The organism is Clostridium thermarum, from assembly GCF_006351925.1.
GTDB lineage: Bacteria > Bacillota > Clostridia > Clostridiales > Clostridiaceae > Clostridium_AU > Clostridium_AU thermarum.
Genome location: NZ_CP040924.1, coordinates 1,618,813 through 1,632,575, shown reverse-complemented (window position 1 = coordinate 1,632,575; position 13,763 = coordinate 1,618,813). Strand labels below are relative to the sequence as shown.

Below are 13,763 nucleotides of genomic sequence, written 5' to 3'. Positions count from 1 at the left end.
GATTATTTCAGCACTACTACCGTTGCACCGCTTCCACCTTCAGAATACTCTCCCAGCCTATAGCTTTTAACATGGCTGTGCCTTTTTAGTAGGTCTCCAATAGCCTTTCTTAAAATACCGGTACCCTTACCATGAATTATTGTCACTTCGTTTAATCCGGCCATGTAGGCATCATCAAGGTACTTATCCACATTGTAGATAGCTTCCTCTGCATCTAGCCCTCTTAAATCTATTGAAGTGGCTGCTCTTCTTAGGTTTAAGTTTACTTCCCTCTTGGAAATCTTTTGTTTTGAAGAGGTTTTTCCCTCTTCAATAGCTCTTAAGTCAGATATATTCACCGTAATTTTCATTATCCCTGCCTGAACCTGAAGATCTCCCTTGGAATCCGGCATAGTCTGCACAATTACCTTTTGATTTAGACTAGCCAAAAGGACTTCCTGTCCGGGAACCACAGCCTTGAGTTTTTTACCCTTCTCTGCTTCTTTTTCAGCCATATTGCTTTCTAAATTTTCCATTCTCTCTTTAAGTCTTCTTCTCTGTTCCTCAATTTTACTTCTCACATCATTGTCATAGCCCATTCTTTCAAGTTCTCGTATATTCTTAGCAATTTCATCTGCTTCTTCTTTTGCTGCCTTAATTATTGATTTTGCTTCCCGTTGGGCATTTTGAACTATGTTATCCTTGTTCTTTTGAATATTATAAAGCTTTTGCTCATACTTTTCTTTTAGCTTTGCCACCTCTGCTTTAAGCATGGCTGTTTCTCTTGCGTTATTTTCAGCCTCTATACTCTTCTTCTGAAGCTTCATTATTAAATCCTCAAATAGCAAAGTGTTGCTGGAAACATTTTCCTTGGCAGCCTCAATTACTTCCTCTTTTAAGCCCAATCTTCGGGATATTTCAAAGGCATTGGACTTTCCAGGAATTCCGATTAGCAGCCTGTACGTAGGTTTTAGTGTCTCCACGTCAAACTCTACCGATGCATTTTCTACATGAGGAGTATTCAGAGCATATCCCTTTAACTCGCTGTAATGGGTGGTTGCTAAAATTTTAGTTTTTCGTGCTCTGAGATTTTCCAATATGGCTGCCGCCAGAGCAGCACCCTCTACGGGATCTGTACCGGCTCCTATCTCATCAAAGAGTACAAGACTCTTCTCTGTAGCCTTATCCATAATGTAGACAATATTTTTCATGTGGGATGAGAAAGTAGAGAGGCTTTGCTCTATACTCTGTTCGTCTCCTATATCTGCGTATATGCTATCATAGCAGCTGATTACAGAATTGTCCTTTGCAGGAATTAACAGTCCGCTCATTCCCATAATTTGAAGAAGCCCCACGGTTTTAAGGGTTACAGTCTTACCTCCGGTATTGGGTCCCGTTATTATCAGGGAAGTGTATTCTCCACCTAGATAGATGGTACTTGGTACTACCACCTCAGGATTAATTAATGGATGTCTTGCTTCTATGATGTAAAAGCTTCCATCTTCACTTATTATTGGACAAGTTCCCCTAATTTCACTGCCATATTTGGCTTTGGCAAAGATAAAATCCAGTTTCCATATGATTTTGCTGTTATTCTTTATTATAGCTATGTTATCATGAACCTTTTTGGAAAGCTGGGCCAATATTCTTTCCACCTCGGCCTTTTCCCTCAGCATTAATTCTCTAATCTCATTATTTAATTGCACCAAGCTCATGGGTTCAATAAATAATGTGGCTCCACTGGAGCTTTGATCGTGAACTATACCGGGAACGGCGCCCTTATGCTCCGCTTTCACCGGAATTACATACCTATCTCCACGGATTGTATAAAGGTTTTCCTGTAAAAACTTCGAATTTTTCTTTACAAGCTCATTTACTTTGTCCCGTATGGAACCATTTTTATTTTTCAATTCCCTTCTTATATTGAATAGGGTCTCACTGGCCCTGTCACTGATTTCATTTTCATCAAGGATGGCATTGAATATTTCGTCCTCCACCCTTTTTAGAGGAACAAGGCCTTCACAGATATCCTCAAGGACTAAAAACGCTTCTTCATCTTCTTTATGGGCAACATAATCCTTAAACCTTCTTGCAACCCTTAAAAGTCCTCCGATTCTGTACAGGTCTGCTGACCCTAATGTGGCTGCCTTTTCTGCCCTGAAAATCCCTTCTCTCACATCGTGTATCCCTTCAAAAGGAGGAGACCCCTTCTTCATTAATAATTCTACGGCTTCTTTTGTCTCTTGAAGCCGCTCCCTGATTTCATATACATTGCTGTAAGGTACAAGCTCTTCGATAAGTTCCTTGGCTGCAGCGGTCTGTGTATATGCCTTTATTATTTCTTTTATTTTGCTGAACTCCAGCACTCTAAGTGACCTTTCATCCATATCTATCAACTCCCAACCGTTATTATTCTACTCCCCTTTTGTAATGCCCCCTGGTAAAGTCCGATAAACTCAAGGGATTGCCCTTTATAATGGACCTTGCAATTTCAAGAACCTCTTCATAGCTTTCATTGGTAAAATCAAATCTGAAGTGACTCACTCCCATAGACTTTAAATCGGCCATATGTGGGGTTAAATCCAAAGGTACACTGTTATATATGTGGCTTCTGCAGAACATATCATTTCTTATTACGAATTCCATTCCCTTTCTGTCCTTCAAAGCATAAGTTCCCTCCTGGCAGTGGATGGTACATTTGCTCTCCCTGCTTTTACCACCTAAAACACTTCCCACAGCGCAATACTCACTCACCATAAGTTCAATTTTACCGTAGGCTATTATCTGCACGGGATAATTTTTAGGAAGAGCCTTTATGGTTTCCTTGATTTCACTGCGGTTCAATTCTACGCTTAAGGGTGCTAAATCACAATAATCATTTATAAAATGCAAGGCCTCACTGTTTAATATGTTTAATTTATAATCCCCCAAGCATAGGGTCTTATCCTTAAAATAATTTAAGAGCCCCAGATTGGAAGTAATAATTCCTTTCATGTTTTTGAGATTATCTTCTACATATTTTACTACTGCACTTTCTTCTCCTCTTACTATATTCGGCAGTTTGAGGAAAACATTAGGTATATTATATGAGAAAATTTTCCTCCTGTCTATATACCTGCTGTAAACATCAATTGCTACAGTGTCCAAGCCTAGTTCCCCTATTGCTCTAAGCTGTTCATCACTGGACACTAGGAAGAGTTTTTCACTAACCTCTTCAGCACTAGACTTACACTTAATGTTTTTTCTATTAGTATTTACTTCATAGCCCTTAAATTCATCAATAGCACGTGAATCTTCATGTTTACCGGTAATAATCTCTGCTAAAAGCCTTCTTCGAACTTCATTGATGGCTGCTACGCTGATATAGCCCTCTTGGAATTTTGTGAAGCTTACCTCCTCAATTTCAAAGGGAGTATTACCTGTCTTTCTGACTTTTCCTTCTATGAACTCCGCAGTCAAAGGTTTGTTTACTGCACGATCCACTATAGGTCCTACAGCTATATATTCTCTACCCTTATTTTCTGCTTTCAGCCTTAGTGGCTCACCTGGCGAAAATTCAACCTCTATGCTTACCTTTAGCTTTTTTATGTACTTATCGCTGAAGGTTTTCTTTAGTTCCTGATTCAATCTTACATCATTTGTTTTATATATTGTATCTCCCCTTTTATATATAGTGGGTATTATAGTGACCTTTTGACCCTTGGAAGCCATTGATACTTCCTTATTATTTAGTAAGATCTTGCTAACTTCTGCCCCATCCTCCCCCACTCTTATGCCATCACCAATGGAAATATCCAGGTAAAGCTCTATTGTTTTATTATCTATGGCTTTACCAAGTACAATACCAGTATTCTTAGGAAAGTTATAGGACATCATTTCTCTTCCGTGATTGCCGAAAAAGTATCCCTTGGAAAAACCCTCTCTATTAAATAATTGAAGCAGCTTCAGCTCCTCATCCTTCCTGTTTTTGATGCCACTGCCTTGTATATACTCGTCTATGACCTTTCTGTAGGTCTCAACAACACCAGCAACATATTCTGGCTTCTTCATCCTTCCTTCTATCTTAAAGGAAGTCACACCGGCTTCTATGATTCTGTTTATATCTGAAACAGTACATATATCTTTTGGACTTAAGAGATAGCCTTGTTTAACCTTTCCGCTATTTTTGTCCAGTATTTCATATGGCAGCCTGCAGGGCTGGGCACATCTTCCCCTATTTCCGCTTCTGCCTCCAATCATGCTGCTCATCAAGCATTGCCCTGAATAGCATACACAAAGGGCTCCATGAATAAAGACCTCTGTCTCTATTATGTCTGATATTTCTCTTATTTCCTCTGTATACAACTCCCTTGCCAGCACTATTCTGTGGAAACCTAAGTCCTTTAACATCCGGCTGGTTGACTTATTATGTACGGACATTTGAGTGGAGGCATGAACTTCCATGCCCTTAAAGGTATTTATTAGCATCTTAGCCAAGCCTAAGTCCTGAACTATGATACCATCTACACCTATGGAATATAGGTCTTTGGCATAGTCCATTACCTCTGCCAGCTCTCTTTGCTTTATTAACGTATTTATTGTAATGTATATCTTTATGCCATAGCCGTGGCAGTAATCCACTGCTTCTTTAATCTTATCCAAAGTAAAATTTGTGGCATAAGCTCTGGCCGAAAACTTGCTGCCGCCCATATATACAGCATCTGCACCATTGTTTACCGCTGCATAGAGGCTTTCCGTATCACCAGCAGGTGCCAGCAGTTCTAAATATCTATCTTTCATTTTCATCTCTCCCATTGTACTTCAACTATCTATATTTTCCCCAAGCTTCATATTATCACTTCAAAATCAACATATATTTTAAAAGACACTATTTTAGTATACAATAAAAAAAAGTGACTGTAAAAGTCACTTTTAAAAAGATGCCATATAACTATCATACAGAACCTTTGTGCAGCTTTCCCAATTATACTTTTCACTGATAAATTTTTTTAACTCACTGTCCTTTTTTGCTTTTAATCCCTGCTTAACAGCCTCATATATACTTGCTTCATCATAGGGATTGCAGTATGTTGCCATATCCCCAAAATATTCCCTAGCATTACTCTGGTCCGTAGAAACAACGGTACAGCCACTGGCGGCTGCTTCAAGGGAAGATCTCCCTGAGGTCTCCACAAAGCTTGGCAAAACATGGAGTTTTGCAAACCTATAGGCATTATAAATATTATAACTATCAATAAAGCCGAGATACTGGGTTCCATGGTAACTCATACATTTATCATAGTAAACCCTGTCTTCTATATTACCTATCAACACCAGGTTAATGTTTAGTTCCTTGCAAATCCTTGCAAGTACAAGTTGGTTCTTAATAGGACATATCCTTCCTACACATAGTACATAATTGTCCAACCTGTACCTATCCTTCAAACCGTAAAGTGGGGTTTCCTCACTTATTATGTCTACTCCATTATATACCACTATATAATTTGCACTTTTGCATATTAGCTTTTTAAGTTGTTCTGCTTCAATATGGCTATTGGGGTAAACTGCCTTACAGCCTTTCACTATTTCTCTTCTATAGATATTACACCTTTCCCATAGCTTTATACTTTCCGCATTATTAATATGATGAAAATACCTGGTCATATCCCAATATAGGGGAGATAAAACTATAGCTTTCTTATAATATCTTGCTATTTTATAGTACTTATAAGTCTCACCCATTCTTGTGAGATTGAACAGATGAATGAGATCATATGGTGAAAAATCGGTTATATCTCCGCTGTTTATGTCAACGTCCACTCCTAGCTTCCTTAAGTATTCGGCAGTCTTTAGCATTTGTACTGAGTCTCCTCCAAAGTTTCTAAGATAATCACTTCTTATGCACATGAGTACCCTCATAATAATCCCCCTGATACTTATATTGAAGCCGGGAAGAAATCTTCCGGGAAAGGAGTCTGATTGAAGTCAAGAAAGATTTGGCATATGTCATCCTCTTCCGGTTCTTCGTATTCTTCACAAGCCGGCGGCTCCGGACAATAACCGAAGGCAGGTATTAGAAGCTGTACCTCACCTACAACTTTTATCATAACAAAGACTCCTACAGCAATTGTGATATTTTCAGTGGTTATATTAGGTGTACTTAGAATTTCAGACCTTGTTTCAACCAAGGTTTCAAACTTAAACTCATCACGAGTCTGTGGTCTATACATCACTATATCTTTGACTATTTCCGGCAGCACACCATTTATGGTTATGGTCTCATCATTAGCTAACTTAAGTATTGCCTTATAAGGTACACTGAGTGAGAACTGAACCCTTGAAAAGTTTGGCCTATCCCGTAATGGTGTCACCACAAGTGTTCCCGTTATAATACTACCGTTTTCAAAAATCATCCGTTGTAATGATATTTTCCCTATATTTGATGGCAAAGGTATAGTCACCATAGGAAAACAAATTCTTTGCTGACAGTGAGCAAATACCTTCTTGGCCATTATGCAGACTGCTTCCTTGATGTCATGTAATTGATAGGAATCTGAAAAATCAATGGGCTCTCCAGGCGAAACCGGTGATCCGGCATAGCAGGCTGCTATAGCAAAGGGTTCTTGCACATCCTCCAAGGTCACAGTGTCCACAGAGTTTGATATGAAATCAATTATACTTATATCCCCACTCTGGGAATTTGTAACATAAAGCTTGGTATTATCCGGAGACAAGGCTGCCCTTACCGGATGACTGCCCACCTTAAAAACCTTGGATAATATACTGTAGGTTGTGGTATCCACTGTTACCACAGTACCTTCAGAAGTGTTATTTAGTGCATATAATATATTGTTTCTTTGAATTAGGGCCACCGGTTCTGCCAACAGTTCATCGGTGATGTTGATAATTACCGAACTGCTTTTTAAATCATAAATTTGTATTCCCGAGGCTGAAGATACTTGTCCATATGCAATAAAGGCCTTTGTGCCATCCTCAGAAATAGCAATATAATTGGCCTTTCCTGGTAGGTTGATAGTATTTATATGTTCCATGGTTATAGTACTGTATACTTTAACTGTATTGCAGTCAGTAATATAAAGTCTGTTTCTGCTTTTATTTAATGACATATATTGTGTAGAGGAAAGGCCTCCTATAGAAACAACTAGACTCCCACTGGTTAAATCATAAACTTGAAGTTCCGCTCTGTCAGCAGTGTACATACGTCCCATAATTATATCTATGTCTATAAATCCTTCATTTGGTATATTTAATACCTTGCTGCTTCCATCCGCCAATATCATGGTCACTTTATCATTGTCACCGCTGGATACATATACTGTTCCATCTTCTTTACAAATAACTTCTTTTGCTCCTTTACCTACTATATAAGTTTTTACCACCTTATTTGTAAAACCATCCAGCACAGATAAGGTATTAGTTGATAAGTCAGTAACATAATATCTTATTCTCTTGGTCAGATCTGCTATGGCCATTTATCTATTCCCCCTATTCTTTTATATGTCTGTAATAAATCATAAGTAATTATTCAATAACCTCATTTATCTATCATATACTTCAATCTAACCATAATATAATGTTATAAGATGAGGTATTAACTACTATGCACTTTATATAATCATATGCGTTATTACCCCTATAATATTAAAGTTTTGAGGTGATAAAATGATTTTTAGCAATAATTTCAGCTTTGTTCTGCGAGATAGCAAGGATCACTTTCATAAATTCTTCCTGTCTGAAGATAATTCACTTATGTTGGAACCTGTAACTACCATCTCTTCAGAAGGAACCTATACTATTGAGCAGGACATATTGGACTACAGCGTAGACATAGATAGAGAAGACAAAATACATATCTTATTCTTAAATGGTGCAGGAGAACTTTGTTACCGACTTCATCCATTACTAAATACCCAAAAGAAACTTGTAGAAATAAACTTAAAAACAACATCTATGAAATTTCTGACTCTAAAAGTGATTGATGAAGATATACATATTTTTTATATGCTTAGCAACAGACATTCTAGTACATGGTCCATATATCACAGCCTGTGGCATAATAACGCTTGGACAGTAAAAAAGGTGGTAGAGGTTACAGCGGAAAAACTCCTTCAACCCTACAGAATAGACTACACTAAAAATAATCTTTACCTGTTTTATTCTAAAAACAGTAGAGATTCCTACGGTATAAAGAAATTCAACCTTGATTTTTACATGTGGGGAGATTTGGATGAATGCATTGATCTCAATGGTTCCCACAACGCTTCCTTCATCATCAACGAAAGAAATGTTGCCTTTATATGCTACAGTTCTTCTATATACAGGAATATTTACACCGTAATAAAATACCGGGATTTAAACAATAACTCCTCTCGTTGGTCAAAAGACCTACCTTTGTCAGAAAACTCTATAAACGCCCTGCATCCATGCATGATTATCAGAAACAATTATACATATGTGCTCTGGGAAGAAGGAGATGCTCTAGTCTTTAGAAAAACAGATTCCGGTCAAATAAACTGGACTAATAAGAATATTCTGTTGACTCAAAAATCTTCTGTTAGCAATTGTGTTTATATAAGCAGCCATCCTTCTGAGCCAGGTTTTAAAAGTACCTTTTGTCCCCTGGTCTTAGCTACACCACCCTACCCAATAATAAACTTAGAAAAGAGCCCGGAAAGACAGCAGTTTATTGAGAGTGAAAAACAGCTGAAGTCACAGACTGCCAATATTTCCAATCTCACGAATATGATTTCAAAAGAGGAGTATATCAGAGAGCTTCAACTAATCCTCATAGAAAAGGACAAGAAGCTTTTGGAAACTGTAAAGCTGAAGGAAATACTGACTAGAGAGTTGGAAACTATAAAATCAGTCCTATCTACAAAAGATATGGAAATTGCATATCTCCAACAGCAGCTGTCAGACACTCAAGAGGAATATGCAGCTTATCAAAAGGAGCAAGAAGAAAAATACAACAAACTACTGGAGGAGCTGAACAATAATTCTGCCAGAGAGGCTGCCGCCGGCCTTACGGATAGAGAAAGCACCATTGAGCGGCTTAATATACTTGTAAACTCCCTTTATCAGGAAAACACCCAAAAGGATTTACGGATAGAGGAATTGGAGCAAAAATTAAATAAGGGGTTATTCAGAAGAATCTTTGGATAGAAATTAAACCGCAGCTTTTATATACTGCGGTTTCTCCTATAATATTTTTCTCACCCATCTCTCCTCGGATAATACCTCTACGGTCCCCAGCTCATTGACCTTGTATTGTGCCCAAAACATTAGAGGCATGATTTACAATTATTAACCAAATATTATATTACTGCACCACTCCACCTATGAGTAAAAAACCTCACGACGCATAAGTGTCATGAGGTTTCTTTTTATTTTCCATTATTAATCAGAGGATTATTCATCTTTTTTACTTTTACTAGGTTTATTTGATTTTCCACCAACTTGTTTTGCAAATCAATTATCTTATACCTAGCAGACTGGAGCTGGAACTTTAACTCTTTATTTTCTGCCTTGTAGGCATTATAGTCACTTAAGTATTTTTCTGAGGCTTCCTTCAAAGCACTTATCTCCTCCTTTAGTTTATCTACCTCTTCATCTTTGCTCCTTAGAAGTTCCTGGCTGTTATCACTTTCAAGCTTCTGCAATAGCTCCTGATTTTCTTGCTGAACTTGCTGTAATTGACTTTGTAAAGCTTCTATTTGATGTTTATTTTCTTTGTCCTTAGCTTCTAAAGCCTGTATTTCTTCACAAAGCTCCTGGTAGGCCATATCGCATTTAAAAAGATCATCTACGGCATTTACAGCTGTAAGTACTGCCACGTCGGTAGTACTCAACTTTCTATTACTCTCAGAGATAAGCTTTATTTTTTTATCTACATACCCAGCAACCCTGTGCAAGTATTCTTCCTTCTCATCACCTTTTAAGTTATAATCCACACCATTAATCTTCACAGTAACAATATTCATGCAAACACCCTCTTAGATAACTTTTGTTATACTTTATTTTAACATATATTGATAATAGGTTAAAAGTGAAAATTGCATAATTCCATATTTTGATTACAGAATTATGCAACTTCTTTTATATATTATCTAAGTTGAGCACCTAATCTATATTCTAGGTTCTTTAGTATTTTATCATGCACCATATTTACTTCTGCATCAGTAAGGGTTGAACTTTCCTTTCTATATATAATCGCATAGGCAATGGATTTTTTACCTTCAGGAATCTGCTTGCCCTTATAAATATCAAAGAGCTTAACTGACTCAACCAAAGGTGCACCCTGCTTCTTAATTATATCTTCTATTTCCTGAACAAGTATGCTGTCATCTACAATTAAGGCCATGTCTCTGGATACTGCAGGATACTTTGGAAGAGACTTATACTTTTTCTCCAGCTTAGCATTGGCGTAAAGTATATCCAGATTTAACTCAGCTACATATGCAGGTACATCCAAGCCGAATTTATCGCTTACATCAGGATGAATTTCTCCAAGGACACCAACCTTAGTGTTTTTTAGCATCAATGCTGCAGTTTTTCCAGGATGGAAGGTGGCATTGTCGCTTTCTCTTACGAAGCTGCAGCCTTGTACTCCCAAGACTTCTAATAGATTTTCCACTATGCCCTTTAAGTCTAGATAATCACACTGTCCATACATTCCTACTGTCAGTATATTTCTTTCATCCGGAAGTTCTCTTCCGTCATTTAGAGGAATATATACCTTTCCAATTTCAAAAAGCCTTGTTACTTCATTATTTCTTGCATAATTACGGCCAAGACTTTCCATCATGGAAGGAATAGTGGTGGTTCTCATAACACTATAATCTTCGCCCAGCGGATTCTTTATGGTCACTGTGTTTCTCAACGGGTTATCAGCATCTAAATTTATCTTATCAAAGGCCTTGGGGCTTATGAAAGCATAGCTTATAGATTGGTTAAGTCCGGAAGCAAGCATTGTTGCCAGTACCATATCATCCATATGCTGCTTTGCATTTTTACCGCCCCTTTCAGTGGTGATATTAATCGTTGTGGAAGGAATCTTGTCATATCCATATATTCTTGCAATTTCCTCTGCTATATCTTCCTTTATATTAATATCAATTCTGAAGGTTGGTACAGTGATTTCCAATACATTATGCACAATAGTGGTTTTAAGTTCTAAACTGTCTAAATACTTTTTCATGTCCTCTACCGGTATTTCTGTGCCTAAGAACTTATTAACCCAATGTCCATCAACGGCCATAGTCTTTTCCTTTACAGGCTTTTCATAGATATCTATGGTTCCCTTAAGGACTTTTCCAGCATTGAGCTTTTCAACAAGATGGCAAGCTCTATCCATTGCAAGCTGTACTAAATTTGGATCAATGTCCTTTTCAAATCGTGATGAAGCTTCAGTTCTCACACCTAGCTGCTGGGCAGAAACTCTTATATTAGTACCATCAAAATTAGCACACTCAAATATTACTTCCTTAGTATCATCCTTTATTTCAGAGTTTAACCCTCCCATAATACCTGCAAGTCCAATGGTCTTTGCATCGTCCTTTATGCAAAGTACATCAGAAGTCAGTTCTCTCTCTACCTCATCCAAAGTTGTAAACTTTTCTCCATCAGCTGCTCTTTCCACTACTATCTTGCCGGAAGTAATTTCTCTTCTGTCAAAGGCATGCATTGGTTGCCCAAGCTCCAGCATTACGAAGTTGGTAATATCAACTATATTATTTATTGGCCTTACTCCTGCATCTAAAAGTTTTTCCTGCATCCATTGAGGTGATGGCTCTATCTTTACATCTGCCACAGCTCTGGCCATGTATCTTCTGCAGAGCTCATCCTTAACCTCCACAGTTACCAGGTCACTTACATTGCCCTGGCCTTCATAAGCTACAGCAGCCTCCGGCAATCTATAGGTAGTTGCCAGAGTAGCTGCAGTTTCTCTTGCAATACCTACAACGCTTAAGCAGTCCGGTCTGTTTGAAGTTATTTCAAAATCGATGATAGCATTGTTTAAGCCCAAAACTTCCTTTATGTCCTTTCCTACAGGTGTATCCTGCGGAAGAATCATTAGTCCATGAACAGGTTCATCTCCTGCAATGCCAAGTTCCTCTTCAGAACACATCATTCCGTATGAAACAACGCCTCTGAGCTTACCTTTTTTAATCTTTACTCCTCCTGGTAAGGAAGAACCGTGAAGTGCCACCGGAACGATGTCCTGCTCCTTCATATTATTAGCTCCCGTAACTATCTGCAAGAGCTCCGCTTCTCCAATATCCAGCTGACATACAACCAGCTTTTCAGCATCGGGATGAGGTTCAATCTTCACTATCTTTCCCGTAACCACATTTTGAATCTCATCTCCTTTAGTTATTACTTCCTCTACCTTGGATCCTGAAAGGGTCAATCTATCTCCCAATTCCTTTGCATCTATATCAATATCAACATAATCCTTTAACCATTTAACTGGTACTTTCATCGTTACACCTCCAATATTAGAACTGATTTAAAAATCTCATGTCACTTTCATATAACAATCTTATATCATCCAGTCCGTACTTCATCATTACCATACGGTCTACACCAAAGCCAAAGGCAAAGCCACTGTATATTTCAGGATCAATACCACCTTTTCTTAAAACTTCAGGATGCACCATTCCACAGCCTAAAAGTTCTATCCATCCGCTTCCCTTGCATACGCTACAGCCCTCTCCCACACATACAAAGCAGGAGGCATCCATTTCTGCTGAAGGCTCAGTGAAAGGGAAATGATGGGGTCTGAACTTAGTATTTACTTTATCCCCAAACATTTTCTTAGCAAAAATCTCTAATGTTCCCTTCAAATCCGCGAAGGTAATGCCCTTGTCAATAACAAGACCTTCCATCTGATAGAAGATTGGTGAATGAGTTGCATCTACAGCATCAGATCTGAACACCTTGCCTGGAGATATCATCTTTATAGGTGGTGCGTTCTTCTCCATAACTCTAATCTGAACCGGAGAAGTTTGTGTTCTTAAAACTACATTGTCGTTAATATAGAAGGTATCCTGCTCGCTTCTTGCCGGATGATTCTCTGGGATATTCAAAGCCTCAAAATTGTAGTAATCAGATTCAACTTCCGGACCTTCTTCAATGGTAAAGCCCATGGAGATGAATATTTCCTTCATACTTTCCAGTGCTGCATCAAGGGGATGTCTCTTACCTAGGATATTTCTTTTACCTGGTAAGGATATGTCAATTACATCATTCTTTAGTTTTTCATCTCTTTCTTTGTTCTTAATGGCTGTTACTGATTTAGTTAGAGCTGCTTCTATGGCTTCTCTTACCTCATTTGCCACCTTTCCTACTACCGGTCTTTCCTCTGTGCTAAGAGCCCCCATACCTCTTAGTATAAGGGTAAGTTCTCCCTTTTTGCCAAGATACTTGACCCTTACAGCTTCTAACTCAGCACTGGTAAAAGAATTCTTTATCTCATCCAGGGCTGACGCTTTTATGGCTTCCAATTTTTCTTTCATCTTTCTTCTCCTTTCAAAACTATCTTTCAAATTTATAAATGTCACCAAAAAAATAAAAACCGTCCCACAAAGGGACGGAAGATCCGCGGTACCACCCTAATTAGCAGTTTTTGCTGCTCTCTTAGTGAAAGTTATCGGTTTTACCCGCCAAATGCTACTTAATCAAAGCTGATCCTGTTCACATTTGAAACTCCGGAGTGAACTTCACTGTACTTTTCCTAAAAAAGGCTTTCAGTCATGACCTTTTCTCCCTGCTAGGCATCCTAC

The 13,763-nt window shown here is 38.2% G+C and carries 8 protein-coding genes and 1 other annotated feature (1 of these 9 running past the window's edge); of the genes, 1 reads left to right on the top strand and 7 read right to left on the bottom strand.

Going from position 1 to position 13,763, the window contains the following annotated elements; translation table 11 throughout:
- Positions 1–2: 2 nt before the first annotated feature.
- The 4 genes from FHY60_RS07340 to FHY60_RS07325 form a co-directional block, all read right to left on the bottom strand.
- A complete protein-coding gene (locus FHY60_RS07340) occupies positions 3–2,366 on the bottom strand; it encodes an endonuclease MutS2 (RefSeq protein ID WP_139904359.1) in 2,364 nt (787 codons plus the stop codon).
- A 22-nt stretch (positions 2,367–2,388) separates the two neighbouring features.
- On the bottom strand, positions 2,389–4,758 hold the full coding sequence (locus FHY60_RS07335) for a U32 family peptidase (RefSeq protein WP_139904358.1): 2,370 nt from the start codon (positions 4,756–4,758) through the stop codon (positions 2,389–2,391).
- A gap of 132 nt (positions 4,759–4,890) precedes the next feature.
- Positions 4,891–5,877, bottom strand: a complete 987-nt coding sequence (locus FHY60_RS07330; protein ID WP_139904357.1) for a glycosyltransferase family 4 protein — start codon at positions 5,875–5,877, stop codon at positions 4,891–4,893.
- 17 nt (positions 5,878–5,894) lie between these two features.
- A complete protein-coding gene (locus tag FHY60_RS07325; protein ID WP_139904356.1) occupies positions 5,895–7,451 on the bottom strand; it encodes a YncE family protein in 1,557 nt (518 codons plus the stop codon).
- Positions 7,452–7,641: 190 nt separating this feature from the next.
- Between FHY60_RS07325 and FHY60_RS07320 the strand changes: the two genes are divergently transcribed.
- Positions 7,642–9,141, top strand: coding sequence for a hypothetical protein (locus FHY60_RS07320; protein WP_139904355.1), 1,500 nt, complete (start codon positions 7,642–7,644; stop codon positions 9,139–9,141).
- Positions 9,142–9,362: 221 nt separating this feature from the next.
- Here FHY60_RS07320 and FHY60_RS07315 read toward each other — a convergent pair whose 3' ends face one another.
- The 3 genes from FHY60_RS07315 to pheS all read right to left on the bottom strand — a co-directional run bounded on the left by FHY60_RS07315 (position 9,363) and on the right by pheS (position 13,496).
- Positions 9,363–9,959, bottom strand: a complete 597-nt coding sequence (locus tag FHY60_RS07315; RefSeq protein ID WP_139904354.1) for a cell division protein ZapA — start codon at positions 9,957–9,959, stop codon at positions 9,363–9,365.
- 122 nt (positions 9,960–10,081) lie between these two features.
- The gene (gene pheT / locus FHY60_RS07310) at positions 10,082–12,460 is read right to left on the bottom strand and encodes a phenylalanine--tRNA ligase subunit beta (RefSeq protein WP_139904353.1); all 2,379 of its coding nucleotides are present in this window, start codon (positions 12,458–12,460) and stop codon (positions 10,082–10,084) included.
- A gap of 16 nt (positions 12,461–12,476) precedes the next feature.
- A complete protein-coding gene (gene pheS / locus FHY60_RS07305) occupies positions 12,477–13,496 on the bottom strand; it encodes a phenylalanine--tRNA ligase subunit alpha (protein WP_139904352.1) in 1,020 nt (339 codons plus the stop codon).
- Between the two features lie 67 nt (positions 13,497–13,563).
- Positions 13,564–13,763, bottom strand: a binding site (T-box leader); it runs 27 nt beyond the window's last position.